Genomic DNA, 17,227 nt, shown 5'->3' with positions numbered 1-17,227 from the left:
TCCTCCCGGTCCGGAGGAAGGGCCTCCGTGCCGTCAGCCGAGCAGGTCGAGGAGGCGCCGGGGACCGACGACGGCGCCGCCCGCGGCCCGCACACGGTCGGCAAGGCCACGATCGGCCGTCACCACGACGACCCGGGGCGTCGCGCCGGCGCCGACGGCAGCGGCCACGCGCTGCTCGACCTCGACGACGATCGCGTCGTCGCCCTCGCCCGGGGCGCGTCGCACCGTGAGCCCGTCGACGTCGGGGGCTCGCCGGGCCTCGCCCTCGAGCACGACCGTCGTCGTCGGCCACCAGGACGTCGCGGCGCCGGGTCCCTCGGGCGGGGCGTCCGACAGGAGCCGGGCGGGGAGGCCGACCGCGAGCGCGTCGGCCAGGGACCCGAGGAGGCGGGCGGCGCCTCCTGCGCGGTCCCGCCACCAGCCGTCGGGCCGCGACCCGACCACGTTCGCCGCGTCGACGACCAGGTGCACGTCGTCGTCCAGCTGGGCGCGGAGGCCGGGCCACGACGCCGCCAGCCCCGGGTGCAGCGGCAGGACGTCGAGCTCGGCCCTCGGCACCCAGCGGAGCTCGAGGCTCTCGGCGTCGGAGATGACCGGCTCGAAGGCGCGCGTGACGGCCGCGACGACGGTCGTGTACGACCAGAAGCCGAGGTCGAGGACCGACTCGGAGCGCAGACGGAGCGCGCCGGCGGGGACGGCGGCCTCCTCGCCTGCCTCGCGGAGAGCTCCCGCCACGGCCGTCTCGTCGAAGTCGCGGGCACCGCCCGGCAGGCCCCAGGTGCCGCCGAAGTGGCTCCACTCGACGCGGTGCTGCAGCAGCACGCGGTCGTCGGCGTCGACCGCCAGCAGGCCCGCGGCGCCCGCGCGGCCCCAGAAGCGACGCCCGTCCGGGCCCTCGACCCAGCCGTCGGCGGGTCCGTGGACTGTCACGACTGCTGCGACAGGACGACGAGCCCCGCCACGGTGCCGAGCACGGCCAGGGCGCCGAGCACGAGGCCGACGATCGCGAGGACGAGCCCCGAGCGCAGCGGGCCGCGAGAGCGCAGCGCACGACTGCGTCGGAGGCCGAGCACGCCGTAGACGAGGGCGCCGAGGGAGAAGACCACGTTGAGGGCCGGGACGGGCACCGCGAAGGCCAGGACGCCCGCCGCGACGGACAGGAACGCCGCGATCGGGCGGTCGGAGGCGGGGCGGGGTTCGGCGTCGCGCGTCATCGCTGGTGCTCCTCGGGTCGGTGCGCCCAGGTTACCGGCCGCCGCTCCGAGGACGACGTGACACCCAACCGGCAGGCCGGGGACTCCGAACGAGGACAGGGGGCTGGCCCGGAACCCGATGTCGGGCCAGCCCTCCGCTCGTGCTGCTGCCGCCTCGGCCCGCGCCTGCCGTCACTGCTGCTGGACGGAGAAGACGTTCCCTGCGGGGTCGTGGAACCAGGCGATGTCGGGGCCGTGGCCCGAGGCGCGCCCGCGGACGACCTGGTCCTCGCCCGCCCAGGGCCCGCCCGGGTCGGGCCTGAGCCCGCGCTCGGCGAGACCGGCCAGGGCGACGTCGACGTCGTCGACGACGAGGTTGAGGACGAGGACCCTCGCGGCGCTGCCGGGCAGCTTGACCTGCAGCATCGTGCCGTCCATGAGGGGCGTGACGGCCAGTCCGAGCACCTCGCCCCAGAACTCGGCCGCCGCCGGGACGTCGTCGACGCTGAAGCCGCTGTAGGCGCTGACGGGCTCGAACACGGGGACCTCCTCGATCAGGACACCAGTGTGCGCCTCGGGACGTGCCCCGGGGAAGGGCGCGCCCCGAGGCGGTTCCCGGTTCACACGAAGCGGACGGCCTGCTGGAGGCGTTCTCGGATCTCGAAGACGTCGGAGAGCGCCGTCCGGTCGCCCAGCTCGGGACCGTGGCGGAGCACCTGGGCGAGGAGCGAGCGACGGAGGACCCACGTGCTGCCCCGTCGCCCGCGCCCGACCTGCTCGAGCGCCGTGGGCAGGTCGTCGTCGGGCACGACGATCAGCTGGTGGGTGAACGACACCCGGGTCTCGCGGCGGACGGCGCGGGCCTGCCTCGTCACGTCGCGGACCGGCTGCTCGTCGAGGGGGATGCCCGGGCCGACGAGGTCGCCCTTGGACACGGTGACCTCGCTCCCCCAGTCGGACGACTGCACGGCGAACAGGCCGGAGGGGCCGAGCACGATGTGGTCCAGCTTGCCGTCGGGGCCGGCGTCGACGTCGCTCCAGATGGTGAAGCCGATGCCGAGCCCGGTGACGATCGCGACCGTCGCCTCCTCGGCCAGGGCGTCGGCGAGCACGTGCCGGATCTCCGGGGGCGCGCTCCGCACGAGGGCCTCGTCGTAGGGGTCGTCGAGGGGGACGCCGCGGCCGACCCACTCGCGCATCAGCGACAGGTAGCGCTCACGGTTGGCACCGCCGGGATGGCCGTGCACCCGGGCCCTCGGCCGGGAGTCGGTGCGCTGGGGATCACGGGGCGGCGGGGCCCAGCCGGGCGTCGGGGCACCGGAGGGAGACGACGCGGAGCCCGAGCGGCCGGACGCCGACGACGACGGGCGTCGACGGTCGTACGCGGCTCGCGCCTCCGGCGTCCCGACCGCCTCCCACGCCAGCTGCAGGTCGCGGAAGGCCGAGGCGCTGCCGCCGAGGTCGGGGTGCGTCTCGCGGGCGAGGCGGCGGTAGGCACGTCGCAGGTCGTCGTCGGAGGCCGTGGAGGGGACGCCGAGCACCTCGTAGGCGGTCGCAGAGGCAGGACTGGGCGTCACCCCGCAACGATATCGGGCCGCGGCTGGGCAGGGCGTCGGCGTCGGTGTCGGCGTCGGCGTCCACGGGACACGGAGCCGCCCCGCCTACCGTGCACGGCACACGTCCCCCACGAGAGGAAGCACCGCATGCCCGTTCCCGTCCGCACCGTCATGAGCCCCGCCCGCTACGTCCAGGGCAAGGACGCGATCACCCGCCTCGGCGAGTTCGTCGCGCCGATCGGGAGCCGCCCCCTCGTCGTCTCGGACGACGTCGTCTGGGGCCTCGTCGAGGAGGCGGTGGGCACGAGCTTCGCCGCCGAGTCGCTGCGGGTCGAGCGCGTCCCGTTCGGCAGGTTCGCGACGCCGGCCGCGATCGACGAGCTGGCCGAGTCGATCCGGTCGTCGGATGCCGACGTCGTCGTCGCGATCGGCGGCGGCAGCGCCATCGACGCGGCCAAGGCCGCCGGCCACGCCACCGGCATCCGCTGGGTGAGCGTGCCGACCGTCGCCTCGACCGACGCGCCCACCTCGGCCCTGGCCGTCGTCTACACGGACGAGGGCGAGTTCATCGAGTACCGGTTCTTCCCGCGGAACCCCGACCTCGTGCTGATCGACACGCAGCTCGTCGCGAACGCCCCCGTGCAGTTCCTGGTGGCGGGGATCGGCGACGCGCTCGCCACCTGGATCGAGGCCCGCGCGTCGGCGAAGGCCGCCGCGACCACGATGGCCGGCGGACTCGCGACCCAGGCGGGCACCGCCCTGGCCGAGCTGTCGTGGCGCATCATCCACGAGAACGCCTTCTCCGCCCTGGACGCGGTGCGCGACGGGATCGTCACGCCGGCGCTCGAGTCGCTCGTCGAGGCGAACACGCTGCTCTCCGGCCTCGGCTTCGAGTCGGGCGGCCTCGCCGCCGCGCACGCGATCCACAACGGCCTGACCGCCGCCCCGCAGACGCACGGCCTGACCCACGGCCAGAAGGTCAACATCGGCTCGCTGACCCAGCTCGTGCTCGAGGGGGCGCCCCGTGCCGAGATCGAGGACTTCGTCGAGTTCACGACCCGGGTGGGCCTGCCGAACACGCTCACCGAGATCGGCCTGAGCACGGACGACACCGAGGAGCTCGAGGCGGTGGCCGCGGCCGCCACCGTCGAGTCGGAGACCATCCACTCGATGCCGTTCCCGGTGACCGCCGCCGACGTGGTCGCGGCCCTCACCTCGATCGAGCGCCTCTCGCGGTCGATCCGTGCCGACAAGGGCCTGCCCGAGCCGGTGAAGTACGAGGCCGCGCACTAGCGGCACCTCCGGCACCGACACCGCAGAGGGCCCGTCCACGATCGTGGACGGGCCCTCTGCGGTGCGGGTGGTCAGGCGCGCGCGGCGGCCCGGTTCGCTCTCCAAGCGCGCCAGCGCAGCCGGAGACGGTGGGCGAGCCGTCGGACGGCCTGCGTGACGCGGTGTGCCGCCGGGAACTCCGTGCCGAGGACGGCGACCCCGACGAAGACGATCAACCAGCCGGGACCGGGCAGCGGGACGAGCACCAGGCCGACGGCGATCACGACCACGCCCGCCAGGGCCACGCCCACCTTGTAGGCCACGCGGAGGCGGGGGTAGCCGTCGAGCTTCGCTCGCCCGGCACGCCAGCGAGCTCGCGCCCGGGCGGTCCGGCCGAGGCCCTCCTCGGGGGCGCCCGGAGTCGTCGCACCGTGGGGAGCGCCGTCGTCGTGCGGGCCGGCGGCGGGCCGGGACGGGGCCACGGCGGTCTCGGAGGTCATGCGGAGAACCTAGGCGGCTCCCCTGGCAGACCGCGCCGTGGCGCCTGCCAGGCACCTGGGCGCCGGTCGTTCCTGGGAGCGGGGAGGCCGGGCGGGCGTACCCAGGACGCAGGGTCCCCGCCTGCGGGGACCGTCACGATCACGAGCGCCGCACCGCTGCGGCACGAGGAGGACCCATGAAGACGAGGACCATCGGAGACGTCACCGTGAGCGCGATCGGCCTGGGCGGCATGCCCTTGTCGATCGAGGGACGGCCGGACGAGAAGCAGGCGATCGCCACGATCCACGCCGCTCTCGAGCAGGGCATCACCCTGATCGACACCGCCGACGCGTACCACCAGCCCGGCACCCACGAGATCGGGCACAACGAGTCGTTGATCGCCCGGGCGCTCGAGAGCTTCCACGGCGACACCTCGGACGTGCTCGTCGCGACGAAGGGCGGCCACCTCCGCCCGGATGCGGGAGCCTGGGCACAGAACGGCGACCCGGCCTACCTGAAGGAGGCGGCGCGCGCGTCCGCGCAGCGCCTCGGCGTCGAGACCATCGGCCTCTACCAGTTCCACCGCCCCGACCCGGCCGTGCCGTACGCCGACTCGGTGGGCGCCCTGGCGGAGCTGCTGGACGAGGGAGTCATCAGGATGGCTGGCATCTCGAACGCCACCGTCGACCAGATCCGCGAGGCGAACGACGTCCTCGACGGGCGCCTGGTCTCCGTGCAGAACCAGTACTCCCCCGCGTTCCGCTCGAGCACCGAGGAGCTCGTGCTGTGCGACGAGATGGGCATCGCCTTCCTGCCGTGGAGCCCGCTGGGCGGCATCACGAACGCCGCCGACCTCGGCACGAAGCACGCCGTCTTCGCCGAGATCGCCAACGCGCGCCGGATCTCGCCCCAGGTGCTGACCCTCGCGTGGGAGCTGCACGCGTCCGAGCTGGTCATCCCCATCCCCGGGTCGACTCGTCCGCAGACGATCATGAACTCGGCCACCGCCGCGACGATCAAGCTGTCCGCCGACGAGGTGCAGAGGCTCGACGCAGCCGCCGACGCCGCGTGACTTGACGGGCACCTCCGGGCGACGGCACGGGCGGACGGGCGACGGTCAGTGGTACGGATTCCGCATCGGGATCAGCTGCGGGCCCTCGCCCGGCACGTCGAACCCCTCGGGAAGGTCGGTCGCCGTGACCTGTCCCGGCAGCCGCGGGGCCGGGTCGAACCCGCCCGGCGTGCGGCGCACCTGGCCGCGGAGGCTCAGCGGGCCGCGTCGGAGCCTCTCGTCGAGGCCCCGCGACCAGGTGGCCACGGCCAGGTCGTCGAGGGGCGTCTCGCCCTCGCGCTGCCACACGAGCACGACCGAGCGGGCCCGCACGTCGCTCGCCTGGTCGCGGACGACGCGCTCGAGGGAGGCGACGTCGCGGCCGTAGGGCAGCCGGGGCAGCCCCCTCAACCGGATCAGGTTCGCGCAGGGGTACTCGCCGCGGTCGAAGAACGCGACGTAGACGAGGTCCTCGTCGCAGGGCTCGTCGCAGACGACGCTCGCCCACTGCGCGAGGGCGGACTCGGAGGAGCTGGCGGGCAGGGGCGGGACGGTGCGCTCTGAGGTGGTCATGGGGACCACCGTGCCGGAGCGGGCGTCCCGGCTCGACCCGCGCCTCCTCGACTGTGGACGGTGCCAAGCCCCCTCGGCGCTGGGGAGGGATCACGCCCCCTGCGGCTTGGGGAGGACGGGCCGTGAGCACGGTCTCCCGGGCACACTGGGGCGATGGCTGCTCACGAGAACCAGACCGTCACGTTCCCCGACGGACGCACCGCCCCCGCCCTGGGGCTCGGCACCTGGGAGCTCGGCGACGATCCCCGTCGACGCGACGCCGAGCTGGCGGCCCTCCGCGAGGGGCTCGACCTCGGCATGACCCTCGTCGACACGGCGGAGATGTACGGGCGCGGCGCCTCCGAGCGACTCGTCGCCCAGGCGATAGCGGGTCGGCGTGACGAGGTGTTCCTCGTGAGCAAGGTGCTTCCCTCGAACGCGAGCCGTCGGGGAACGATCGAGGCGTGCCACGCCAGCCTCGCCCGCCTCGGCACCGACCGGCTCGACCTCTACCTGCTGCACTGGCGCGGCGGCCACCCGCTCGAGGACACGGTGGAGGCGATGGAGGCGCTGGTCGCCGAGGGCGCGATCGGCGGCTGGGGCGTCAGCAACTTCGACGTCGACGACCTCGACGACCTCGCCCGGGCCACCGGCGGCTCGTCCTCGCCCCAGACCGACCAGGTGCTCTACAACCTCGCGCGCCGGGGGCCGGAGCACGACCTGCTGCCGCGCCTGCGCGAGTCGGGGACGCCGCTGATGGCGTACTCGCCCGTCGACCACGGCGAGCTCCTCGACCACCCGGTCGTCGCCTCCGTCGCTGCCGACCTCGGCGTGACGCCGGCCCAGCTCGCGATCGCCTGGGTGCTGCGGCTCGCGCCCGACGTGCTGCTCGCCGTGAAGGCCGGCAGCGTCGAGCACGTGCGCGAGGACGCCGCAGCCCTCGCCGTCGACATCGACGACCAGGCGTTCGTGCAGCTCGAGCGCGCGTTCCCGGCCCCGACCGGGCCCGTGCCGCTCGAGGTGCGCTGAGGTGTCGGCGCTCCGCGAGTTCGGGTCGGGCGTCGCGGTCCTCGGCCGGGGGCTCCGCCTCTGGGGCACGTCGCCGCGGCTGATGCTGCTCGGGGCCGTGCCCGCCCTGATCGTCGGCGCCGTCTTCGTCGCCCTGCTCGTGCTGGTGAACGGGCAGGCGGACGACCTGGCCGTCCTGGCGACCCCGTTCGCCGACCGGTGGCCGGAGTGGGGCCGCGTGCTCGTCCGCGTCGGCATCGGCGTCGCGGTCGCCCTGCTGGCCGTGCTGCTCGCCGTGGTGACCTTCACCGCCGTGACGTTGCTCGTCGGCGATCCCTTCTACGAGCGCATCTGGCGGCACGTCGAGCAGCGCGAGGGCGACGCACCGGCCGACGTCGACCACGGCTTCTGGCGCGGGGTGCTGCGGAGCGTCGGCGACTCCGTCCGCCTGCTGCTCGCCACCGCGGCGGTCGGCGTCTGCCTGTTCGTCGGCGGCTTCGTCCCGGTCGTCGGGCAGACCCTCGTGCCCGTGCTCGGCGCGCTGACCGGCGGCTGGTTCCTGGCCGTCGAGCTGACCGGGTTCGCCCTCGACGCCCGCGGGCGGTCGCTGCGGCAACGGCGGGCGGCCCTGGCGGCGAACCGCTGGCGGACCCTCGGCTTCGGCACGGCCATCTGGCTGTCGTTCTTCGTCCCCCTCGGGGCCGTCGTCGTGATGCCCGCCGCGGTCGCCGGCGCGACCCTGCTGGCGCGCGACGCCGCGGGCGCGCAGGACGCCCTGGCGCGTGACGCCCAGGTGCGACAGGGTGGTGAGGAGGCGCTGCCGCCACCATCCAGTCGAAGGAGACCGAATGAAGATCGACAAGGCCGAGGTCATCGTCACCAGCCCTGACCGCAACTTCGTCACGCTGAAGCTGACCACCGACGAGGGGGTCACCGGGCTCGGCGACGCCACCCTGAACGGTCGCGAGCTCGCGGTCGTCGCCTACCTCAGCGAGCACGTCGTGCCGCTCCTGATCGGCCGGGACCCCGGTCGCGTCGAGGACACCTGGCAGTTCCTCTACCGCAGCGCCTACTGGCGCCGCGGCCCCGTCACGATGGCCGCCATCGCCGCCGTCGACGTCGCCCTCTGGGACATCAAGGCGAAGGTCGCCGGCATGCCGCTCTACCAGCTGCTCGGCGGTGCCTCCCGCACCGGCCTGCTCACCTACGGCCACGCCTCCGGCAAGGACCTGGACGAGCTCTTCGACAGCGTGCGCGACCACCAGGAGCAGGGGTACAAGGCGATCCGCGTGCAGACCGGCGTGCCCGGGCTGAAGTCGATCTACGGCATCGCCTCGAACGCGACCTTCGACGCCAACACCGGCGTGCGCTACGACCACGAGCCCGCCCAGCGCGGCGCCCTGCCGAACGAGGAGGACTGGGACACCCGCTCGTACCTGCGGCACGTGCCGACAGTCTTCGAGGCCGTGCGGAACGAGTTCGGGCCCGAGATCCCGCTGCTGCACGACGGCCACCACCGCATGACGCCCATCCAGGCGGCCTCGCTCGGCAAGAGCCTGGAGCCCTACGACCTGTTCTGGCTCGAGGACGTCACCCCGGCCGAGAACCCCGAGGCTCTGCGGCTCGTCCGTCAGCACACGACGACGCCCCTGGCGATCGGCGAGATCTTCAACACGGTCTGGGACTACCAGCAGATCATCCGCGAGCAGCTGATCGACTACGTGCGGAGCGCCGTCACCCACACCGGCGGGATCACGCACCTGCGCAAGGTGCTCGACTACGCGGCGCAGTACCAGATCAAGTCGGGCATGCACGGGCCGACCGACATCTCGCCCGTCGGCATGGCGGCCGCGATGCACCTCGGCCTCGCGATCCACAACTTCGGCATCCAGGAGTACATGAAGCACGGCGAGAAGACCGACTCGGTCTTCGAGCAGAGCTTCACCTTCACGGACGGCATGCTGCACCCCGGCGAGGAGCCGGGCATCGGGGTCGAGCTGAACGTCGACGAGGCCGGGAAGTACCCGTACGAGCAGGCCTACCTGCCCTACAACCGGCTCGCGGACGGGACCGTGCACGACTGGTGAGCTGAGGAGGCGCTCGAGAGGCCTCGGATCGACCTCGCGCCACGGCTGCGGGTCGATCTGGGGCCTCTCGTCGCGGCGGGCAGGTCAATCGCCGCGGTAGGCGGCCTCGAGGTCGGCGACGACCAGGCGGCTCATGCCCATCATCGCCTCCATCGCGCGGGAGGCGCCGGCCGGGTCGGACCCGCCGACGGTCCGCTGCACGGCGCTCGGCACGACCTGCCACCAGAAGCCCCAGCGGTCGCGGACCCAGCCGCACCGCCCCTCCTGGCCGCCGTCGGAGGCGAGGGCGTCCCAGATCCGGTCGAGCTCCTCCTGGTCGTCGACCGGCACCGAGAGCGAGACGGCCTCGTTGGGGACGAACCCGGGGCCGCCGTTCAGGCCCTGGAAGCCCTGGCCGTCGAGGTCGAACTCGACGACGAGCGCCTGGCCGGCCAGGGCCGGGTCGGGGAAGTCGTCCGGGTACCGGGACACGTGCGAGATGTGGGAGACCGGGAACAGCGAGACGTAGAACGTCGCGGCCGCCTCGGCCTCGCCGTCGAACCACAGGACTGGGGTGATGCGGGGCACGGGGCGCCTCCTCGGCTCGGTCGCGCCGACGACGGTGTCGGCGCGTTCGGCAGACGCTACCGCGCCCACCCCCCGGCCGCGAGGGTCAGCCGATCAGGGTCTCGATCGGACCGCGGACGAAGTAGACCAGGAACCCGACTGCGACGATCCACAGCAGGGGGCTGATCTCGCGTGCCTTGCCCGAGAACGCGCGGACGATCACCCACGTGACGAAGCCGACGCCGATGCCGTTGGCGATCGAGTAGGTCAGCGGCATGACGATGATCGTCAGGAACACGGGCAGGGCGACGCTGAAGTCGGTCCAGTCGATGTCCTTGATCTGCGAGACCATCAGCGCGCCGACGATGACGAGCGCCGCGGCGGCGACCTCGAGCGGCACGACCTGGGTCAGCGGCGTGAAGAACATGGCGAGGATGAAGAGCAGCCCGGTGACGACCGAGGCGAAGCCGGTGCGGGCGCCCTCGCCGATGCCGGAGGCCGACTCGACGAAGACGGTGTTCGACGACGAGCTCGTCGCGCCGCCGGCGACCGCGCCGATGCCCTCGACGACGAGCGCCGACTTCAGGCGGGGGAACGTGCCGTCGGGTGCAGCGACGTCGGCGGCCTTCGCGAGTCCGGTCATCGTGCCCATGGCGTCGAAGAAGTTCGTGAAGACGAGGGTGAAGACGAGCATCACGGCCGACAGCCAGCCGATGCGCGCGAAGGCGCCGAGGCTGACGTCGCCGATCAGCGACAGGTCGGGCAGCGCGACGATCTGCGTCGGCAGCACCGGCGCGTTGAGGTTCCAGTCGTCGAGGTTCTGGCCGTTCGAGGTGGGCACCTGGAAGATCGCCTGCAGGACGATCGCGATGACCGTCGAGGCGACGATCCCGATGAAGATCGCACCGCGGACGCGACGGGCCATGAGCACGCCGATGACGACGAGGCCGATGACGAAGGTGATGGTCGGCAGGGTGCTGATCGACCCGCCGTCGCCGAGCTGCACCGGGGGCGACGCGGCGCCGCTCGTGCGGACGAAGCCCGAGTCGACGAGGCCGATGAACGCGATGAAGAGGCCGATGCCGACCGTGATCGCGGTCTTGAGCGCCGCGGGCACCGCGCTGAAGATCATGCTGCGGAGACCCGTGACGGCGAGGATCGTGATGACGAGGCCGTTGATGACGACGAGGCCCATCGCCTCGGGCCAGGTCACGTCCTGCACGACCGTGACCGCCAGGAACGAGTTGATGCCGAGGCCCGCCGCGAAGGCGAACGGGAGGCGCGCGACGGTGCCGAAGAGGATGGTCATGACACCGGCGGTGAGAGCCGTGACCGCGCCGACCTGGCTGTTCTGCAGCCAGCCGCCGAGGACGTCCTTCGCGGCCTGGTCCTCGCTGAAGCCGCCGAGGATCAGCGGGTTGAGGATCACGATGTAGGCCATCGTCACGAAGGTGACGACGCCGCCTCGGATCTCGCGGGCCCAGCTCGAGCCGCGGCCGGTGATCTCGAAGTAGCGGTCGAGGGCACCGGCCACGCCGGGGCGGCGAGAGTCGGTGGACACGGGGGTGGTCATGGTGGCTCCCGAGGAGTAGGGCGGCGAGGAGGGCGCGCGACTCTGGGCGCACTCTCAGCTTACGACGCCGAAGAGCCCCGCCCGGCCTGCCCGGGCACATCGACCTCGATCGTCGCGGCGGCGATGCCGGCGACGAGGGCGTCGGCCCCGAGCGCGCCGTCGGACGAGCCGACGACGTCGGCGAGCGGCAGCACGAGGGGCACGCGACGCCCGTCGACGACGACCCACGTGCGGAGGGACCCCGGGCCGGCCGCCGCCTCCGGCGTCGCGGTCGCCAGCTCGTCGAGCCACTCGCACTCGGTCTCGATCCAGCGGGTGTGCACGGACGGCTCGGCGCCGTCCGCTCCCCCGCCGTCCGTCCCCGTCTCGGTGTCGGCGACGACGCCCGTGAAGGCCGGGTCGTCGACGAGGAGGCGGTGGAAGCGCGCGGTCGTCGCGGGCCCCTCGACGACGAGGCCGTCCAGGGCGCGGCGTGCGCGGCTCAGGGCCGCCGCACGGTCCCGGCCCGTCACGACGACCGTGAGGAGGAGCGGGTCGCGGCCCGCCGGGACGACCGAGCCCACGACGACGCCCGAGTCGACCCGCACGCCCGGTCCGCCCGGCAGCTCGAGGCGGGCCACCGGGGCCGGTGCCGGCAGGAACCCGCGACCGGCGTCCTCCGCCGTGACGCGGAACGAGATCGTGTGGCCACGGCTCTCGGGCACGTCGGCGAGGTCGAGCCCGAGCCCGCCCGCCACCAGCAGCTGCTGCCGCACCAGGTCGACGCCCGTGGCCTGCTCGGTGGCGACGTGCTCGAGCGGCAGGGCGGTGCCCACCTCGAGGAACGAGACCTGGCCTGCACGCGACACGAGGAACTCGACGGTGCCGGCGCCGCGGTACGAGACCGCCGAGCCCAGGGCGACGGACGTGGAGGTGACGACTTCGAGCTGCTCGTCGGTCAGGTACGGAGCCGGTGCCTCGCCGACGAGCTCCTGGTGCCGGCGCTGCACCGAGCACTCGCGGGTGCCGACCACCACGACCCGTCCCTCCCCGTCGCCCAGCAGCTGGGCCTCGACGTGGCGCGGCCGGTCGAGGTACTGCTCGACGAAGACCTCTCCGCGGCCGAAGACGGCGGCCGACTCGCGCACGGCGGAGTCGAGCAGGTCGGCGACCTCGTCGAGCCGGCGAGCGATCCGCAGCCCCAGCCCGCCGCCTCCGTGGGCCGCCTTGAGCGCGATCGGCAGCCCGTGCCGCTGGGCGAACGCGACCGCCTCGTCCGCCGAGGCGATCGGCTCGGAGGTGCCGACGACGAGGGGCGCGCCGACGGAGTCCGCGAGGGCCCGCGCCGAGACCTTGTCGCCGAGCAGCTCCATCGTCTCGGGGTCGGGCCCGACCCAGGTGAGGCCTGCGGCGAGCACCCGACGCGCGAACTCGGCGTTCTCGCTGAGCGGGCCGCAGCCGGGGTGCACCGCGTCGGCGCCGCTCCGATCGGCGACGTCGAGCAGCGCCTGCATGTCGCGGTACGCGTCGGTGCCGGGCAGCTCGTCGAGGGCCCAGGCCTCATCGGCGGCACGCACGTGCAGGGCGTCGACGTCGTCGGGGGCGAACACCGCGACGGAGGGCAGGTCGAGGTCGGCGGCGGCCCTCGCGACGCGCACCGCCACGAGCCCCCGCTCGGCGATCAGGAGCTTCCTCACTGCTCGACGCCCCGTTCGTCTGCGGCACGCTCGTCGACCCGTGCGTCGCGCCGGCCGCCGCGTCGACCCGCGCCGAGGTCGGGCCCGGGGACGACGCGGAACCGCACGCTCGCCCCGACGGGCACCTGCGCGGCACGGTCGAGCTGGTCTCCGACGACGCACGCGACCACCGGGTAGCCGCCCGTGACGGGGTGGTCGGCCATGAAGAGCACGGGCTGGCCGTCGGGCGGGACCTGCAGGGCACCCGAGACGGTCGCCTCGCTCGGCAGCTCGTGCTCGACCGCACGCTCGAGGGGGTGCTCGCCCGCCAGGCGGAGCCCGATCCGGTTCGACTGCGCCGTGACCGTGAACCGTTGGCCCGTGAGGCGCTCGAGCGCCTCGGGGGTGAACCAGTCGTCGCGCGGTCCGAGCACGACGTCGAGCAGGGTGACCTCGTCCGGGGCGGAGACCGAGCGCTGGGCGTCGTGGGCCGAGGCCGCGACGCTCTCGGACCAGGCACGTCCGACGCCGAGCTCGTCGCCGGCGGCCAGCCGGCCGGGGCCGATGCGCGCCAGGACGTCGCCCGACGCGCTGTCGAGCACGCTCTCGGCCTCCCAGCCGCCGCGGACGGCGAGGTACGAGTAGACGCCCCGAGGAGGCGCCCCCACGACGAGCACCTCGCCGTCGTCGACCGCGAACGCGGCCCCGGGGACCGCGTGGCGGACGCCGCTCGCGCCGTGCACCGTCAACGGGACGGGCGCGCCCGCCACGGCGAGCACGAGGTCTCCGCGCGCCGTCGCCTCCAGCCCGCCGTAGGCCAGCTCGAGCGCGGCCGAGCCCGTCGCCGCGCCGACCAGGCGGTTGGCCTCGCGGAGCGCACGGTGGTCCATGGCGCCCGAGCGCGAGACGCCGAGGCCGGAGCGGCCGGGCCGCCCGAGGTCCTCCAGGATGCTGAACGGGCCCGGGGTCGTGACGACGAGCGCACGGTCGGGGCGGGGGCGGGGGCGGGCAGCGGGTCCGGGTCCGGGTCCGGGTCCGGCGGACTGGTGCTCGTGCTCGTGCTCGTGGCCGTGCTCGTGAGCGCGCCCGTGCGGGGACGCGACGGTCCCGTGCTCCGGGTAGGCCGCCTCCTCGGGACTGGCTCTGCGCTCCGTGACGTCGACGAAGCGGACGCGCATCCCCGGCTGCAGCAGCGCCGGGACGCGCTCGGCGAGGTCCCAGAGGGCGACGTCGGTGTGCCCGAGCAGCTGCCACCCGCCGGGGCTCTCGCGCGGGTAGACCCCGGTGAACTCCCCCGCCATGGCGACCGCCCCGGCGGGCACCGAGGTGCGGGGCGTCGCGCGCCGAGGGACGGCGAGGGACGGGTCGCCGCCCGTGAGGTACGCGAAGCCCGGCGCGAAGCCCGTGAAGGCGACGGTGTAGGTGGCACCGGCGTGCCGGTCGACGACCTCGTCGATGCTGAGCCCGCTCAGCCGGGCGACCTCGGCCAGGTCCTCGCCGTCGTACTCGACGGGGATCTCCACGAGCCGGCCCTGCGTCGCCGCGTCGCGCGACGTCGGCAGCGACCGGAGCACGCTCATCAGGGAGGCGATGGGCAGCAGCGTGGGCAGGAACCGCACCGCGACGCTCCGTGCGGCCGGCACGACGTCGAGGATGCCAGCCACGGGCTGGGCGAGCAGGGCGCCGAAGAGGGCGAGCGACTCGTCGAGTCCGTCGGTCTCGATCAGCACGCCGTCCGTGCCGAGCGGCAGCACCCGGAGGTGCCGGAGCGCGGCCCCGAGATCGACCTCGTGGCCGGTCACCGGGTGGTCGTCCCGGGGTCGAGCGGCGTCGACGACAACGAGGGCGTCGCGGGGGTGCCGGCCGCCTGCGGGACCGTCACGAACGGGCGGAGGACGACCCCTGCCTCCTCGAGGGCGCTGCGCACCCCGACGGCGATCGCGACGGCGTCCGGGCTGTCGCCGTGCACGCAGACCGTGTCGGCCCGCAGCTCGACGACGGTGCCGTCGACGGCGCGCACCGTGCCGGTCTCGACCAGCTGGAGGACGCGGTCGCGGACCTCGCCGGCGTCGTGCAGCACGGCCCCGGGTCGGCTGCGGGGCACGAGCGCGCCGGTCGCGTCGTAGGCGCGGTCGGCGAAGGCCTCGGCGACGACGTGGAGGCCCTCCTGCCCGGCACGACGGAGGAACGCGGAGCCGGCGAGCCCGACGACGGGCAGGGCCGGGTCGATCCGCAGGATGCCCTCGATCACGGCGCCGGCGTGGACGGCGCCCCGGCCGTCGGCGTCCGCGACGACCGAGTAGAGCGCGCCGTGCGGTTTGACGTAGCGGACGGCCCCGCCGACAGCCCGGGAGAGGCCCGTCAGCGCGCCGATCTGCCAGACGACGTCTGCGACGAGCTCGTCGTGCGACGCCTCGACGTAGCGGCGGCCGAAACCGACGAGGTCGCGGTACGAGACGTGCGCCCCGACGACGGCCCCGCGACGGTGGGCCGCGTCGACGACGCGCAGCAGGCCGGCCGGGTCGCCCGCGTGGAACCCGCAGGCGACGTTCGCGCTCGTCACGACGTCGAGCAGGGCGTCGTCGTCGCCGAGCGTCCATCGGCCGAAGCCCTCGCCGAGGTCGGCGTTGAGGTCGATCGTGGTCATGCGGCGCCTCCCCTCGGCGGTCGTCGTGCGGCTGTCGTGCGGTGGTCGGCTCGTGGGCCGATCGTCCACGGTACCGGGCCGGGGCGGGGAGGACGCCGGGCGGGAGGCGCAGCGGCGACCCCGAGGACGTGCGGCCGCCGTGCGGCCGGGTCGGTTAGGAGGCCCGGCGCACGGCGAGCGCGCTCGCCACGAGCGGCACCTGGAGCGGCAGGCGGACGACGGTGACGACCCGTCGGGCCGTCCCGGCGCGGCTGCTCCGGAGCGCCCGCAGGGCCATCGACACGTTCGCCGGGAACACGGCGACGAAGAGCGCGGCCGCGAGGGCGCCGCCCGCCCGTCGCGTCGTCGTCGAGAGCAGGGCGCCGGCGACGACGACCTCCGCGACGCCCGAGCTCGTGGTCCACAGGCGGGCCGGGCCGGGCATGCTGCGCGGCACGACGGCGTCGTAGGCGCTCGGGCGCACGAGGTGCAGGACGCCGGAGACGCCGCAGGCGGCCGCGAGGAGGAGCGCCGTGCGGCGGACGGAGGCGGTGCGGGCGTGGCGGGTGCGTCGGGTGCTCATGCGGTCCATCCTGCTCGCCCGCGCCTCCTCGGCGGGTCCGACCCGGCCGAGGGGAGGTCAGACGGCGCGGCGGACGCCCCGGCTCATGATCGCCGAGGTGAGCGCCTCGACCGGCTCGCGCGGTGCGGCGGGGTTCGCCACGAGCACGTAGTCGACGTCGCCGAGGGCGGGCAGCGAGAAGCGGTCGCTGACCTTGACGAGGTCGGTGGGGATGAGCGAGAAGGGGAACACAGCGACGCCCATGCCCGCCCGCACCGCCGCGAGCACCCCGTTCACGTCGCGCGTGTTGCAGGTGATGCGCCAGGTGCGCCCGCTCGCCTCGAGGGCACCGATCGCGAGCTGACGACTGAGGCTCGGCGCCTGGTAGGCGATCAGGGGCACTGGCCTACCCGCCTCGACCTGCAGCTTCTCCTGCCCGATCCAGACCATCGTGTCGCCGGCGACCCGGCGACCCTCGTCGGACTCGCCCGCCGTCTGCTTCACGAAGATCAGGTCGAGGTGGCCGGAGGCGAGCCGGCGTCGCAGGGGACCGCTCTGGTTCACCGTCAGCTCGAGGTCGACGTCGGGGTGCAGCTGCCGGAAGTGCCGGAGGATGCGCGGCAGCTGCGTGATGGCGAGGTCGTCCGCGGCGCCGAAGCGCAGGCGGCCGCGCATGGCCGAGCCGCTGAACCAGCTCTCGGCCGCGGAGTGCGCCGCGAGGATCGTGCGGGCGAAGCCGGCCATCGCGTCGCCGTTGTCGGTGAGGCGCACGTCACGGGTGTCCCGCACCACGAGGGTGCGGCCCGCCGCCTTCTCGAGCCGGCCGACGTGCTGGCTGACCGTCGGCTGGCTGATGCCGAGACGGAGGCCCGCGGCCGTGAAGCTGCGCGTCTCCGCGACGGCGAGGAACGTCGTGAGCAGGGCAGGGTCGAACACGATGGGGCCTCCTCCCGTCGGGTCATTCGATGATCGCATGACAGTGATTCACACCATAGGGGGTCCGAATGATGCCGACGGCCTTACCGTCGAGGGACGAGGAGGCGCGGCTCACCACCGCGAGGCCCCT

General features: G+C 74.3%; 18 protein-coding genes. 5 read left to right on the top strand and 13 right to left on the bottom strand.

Annotated features, from left to right (window positions below; all coding sequences use genetic code 11):
* Positions 1-33: 33 nt before the first annotated feature.
* From EDF20_RS00770 to EDF20_RS00755, 4 genes are all read right to left on the bottom strand, one after another.
* Positions 34-930: an NUDIX domain-containing protein gene (locus tag EDF20_RS00770; protein ID WP_123545533.1), complete on the bottom strand. Its 897-nt coding sequence runs from the start codon at positions 928-930 to the stop codon at positions 34-36.
* Positions 927-1,214, bottom strand: coding sequence for a hypothetical protein (locus tag EDF20_RS00765; RefSeq protein WP_123545531.1), 288 nt, complete (start codon positions 1,212-1,214; stop codon positions 927-929). The genes EDF20_RS00770 and EDF20_RS00765 overlap by 4 nt, the downstream gene beginning before the upstream one ends.
* Before the next feature lie 171 nt (positions 1,215-1,385).
* Positions 1,386-1,733 (bottom strand): VOC family protein, encoded by a 348-nt coding sequence (locus EDF20_RS00760; protein ID WP_133737428.1) that lies wholly within the window; start codon positions 1,731-1,733, stop codon positions 1,386-1,388.
* Positions 1,734-1,813: 80 nt separating this feature from the next.
* A complete protein-coding gene (locus EDF20_RS00755) occupies positions 1,814-2,770 on the bottom strand; it encodes a DnaJ domain-containing protein (RefSeq protein WP_123545527.1) in 957 nt (318 codons plus the stop codon).
* Between the two features lie 126 nt (positions 2,771-2,896).
* Between EDF20_RS00755 and EDF20_RS00750 the strand changes: the two genes are divergently transcribed.
* Entirely contained in the window at positions 2,897-4,042 is a 1,146-nt protein-coding gene (locus tag EDF20_RS00750; protein ID WP_133737427.1) for a glycerol dehydrogenase, read from the top strand.
* A 71-nt stretch (positions 4,043-4,113) separates the two neighbouring features.
* Here the strand turns inward: EDF20_RS00750 and EDF20_RS00745 are convergent, their stop codons facing one another.
* The gene (locus EDF20_RS00745) at positions 4,114-4,521 is read right to left on the bottom strand and encodes a PGPGW domain-containing protein (protein ID WP_123545524.1); all 408 of its coding nucleotides are present in this window, start codon (positions 4,519-4,521) and stop codon (positions 4,114-4,116) included.
* Positions 4,522-4,697: 176 nt separating this feature from the next.
* Here EDF20_RS00745 and EDF20_RS00740 point away from each other — a divergent pair, with 176 nt between their 5' ends.
* Entirely contained in the window at positions 4,698-5,573 is an 876-nt protein-coding gene (locus tag EDF20_RS00740) for an aldo/keto reductase (RefSeq protein ID WP_133737426.1), read from the top strand.
* A gap of 45 nt (positions 5,574-5,618) precedes the next feature.
* Here the strand turns inward: EDF20_RS00740 and EDF20_RS00735 are convergent, their stop codons facing one another.
* Entirely contained in the window at positions 5,619-6,125 is a 507-nt protein-coding gene (locus EDF20_RS00735) for a hypothetical protein (RefSeq protein ID WP_123545520.1), read from the bottom strand.
* A 153-nt stretch (positions 6,126-6,278) separates the two neighbouring features.
* Between EDF20_RS00735 and EDF20_RS00730 the strand changes: the two genes are divergently transcribed.
* The 3 genes from EDF20_RS00730 to manD are packed head-to-tail and all read left to right on the top strand — an operon-like array spanning position 6,279 to position 9,199.
* Complete coding sequence (locus EDF20_RS00730) at positions 6,279-7,133, top strand: aldo/keto reductase (RefSeq protein ID WP_133737425.1); 855 nt, start codon at positions 6,279-6,281, stop codon at positions 7,131-7,133.
* Position 7,134: 1 nt separating this feature from the next.
* Positions 7,135-8,001 (top strand): EI24 domain-containing protein, encoded by an 867-nt coding sequence (locus EDF20_RS00725; protein ID WP_208292565.1) that lies wholly within the window; start codon positions 7,135-7,137, stop codon positions 7,999-8,001.
* Positions 7,961-9,199, top strand: coding sequence for a D-mannonate dehydratase ManD (gene manD, locus EDF20_RS00720; protein ID WP_123545516.1), 1,239 nt, complete (start codon positions 7,961-7,963; stop codon positions 9,197-9,199). The genes EDF20_RS00725 and manD overlap by 41 nt, the downstream gene beginning before the upstream one ends.
* Positions 9,200-9,283: 84 nt before the next feature.
* On the opposite strand, the gene EDF20_RS00715 is transcribed toward manD, so the two are convergent.
* The 7 genes from EDF20_RS00715 to EDF20_RS00685 form a co-directional block, all read right to left on the bottom strand.
* The gene (locus EDF20_RS00715; RefSeq protein ID WP_123545514.1) at positions 9,284-9,766 is read right to left on the bottom strand and encodes a VOC family protein; all 483 of its coding nucleotides are present in this window, start codon (positions 9,764-9,766) and stop codon (positions 9,284-9,286) included.
* A gap of 85 nt (positions 9,767-9,851) precedes the next feature.
* Complete coding sequence (locus tag EDF20_RS00710) at positions 9,852-11,318, bottom strand: NCS2 family permease (RefSeq protein WP_123545512.1); 1,467 nt, start codon at positions 11,316-11,318, stop codon at positions 9,852-9,854.
* A 59-nt stretch (positions 11,319-11,377) separates the two neighbouring features.
* Positions 11,378-12,994, bottom strand: coding sequence for a biotin carboxylase N-terminal domain-containing protein (locus EDF20_RS00705; protein WP_166644731.1), 1,617 nt, complete (start codon positions 12,992-12,994; stop codon positions 11,378-11,380).
* Positions 12,991-14,775 (bottom strand): 5-oxoprolinase subunit PxpB, encoded by a 1,785-nt coding sequence (gene pxpB, locus EDF20_RS00700; RefSeq protein WP_133737423.1) that lies wholly within the window; start codon positions 14,773-14,775, stop codon positions 12,991-12,993. Before pxpB ends, EDF20_RS00705 begins: the two co-directional genes overlap by 4 nt.
* Positions 14,772-15,620, bottom strand: a complete 849-nt coding sequence (locus EDF20_RS00695) for a 5-oxoprolinase subunit PxpA (RefSeq protein ID WP_133737422.1) — start codon at positions 15,618-15,620, stop codon at positions 14,772-14,774. The genes pxpB and EDF20_RS00695 overlap by 4 nt, the downstream gene beginning before the upstream one ends.
* A gap of 154 nt (positions 15,621-15,774) precedes the next feature.
* Positions 15,775-16,182: a hypothetical protein gene (locus EDF20_RS00690; protein ID WP_166644730.1), complete on the bottom strand. Its 408-nt coding sequence runs from the start codon at positions 16,180-16,182 to the stop codon at positions 15,775-15,777.
* A gap of 57 nt (positions 16,183-16,239) precedes the next feature.
* The gene (locus tag EDF20_RS00685) at positions 16,240-17,097 is read right to left on the bottom strand and encodes a LysR substrate-binding domain-containing protein (protein ID WP_123545504.1); all 858 of its coding nucleotides are present in this window, start codon (positions 17,095-17,097) and stop codon (positions 16,240-16,242) included.
* Positions 17,098-17,227 lie beyond the last annotated feature (130 nt).

It is taken from the genome of Frigoribacterium sp. PhB116 (assembly GCF_004364285.1).
Taxonomy (GTDB): Bacteria; Actinomycetota; Actinomycetes; order Actinomycetales; family Microbacteriaceae; genus Frigoribacterium.
This window is presented reverse-complemented; position numbering and strand designations above follow the sequence as displayed.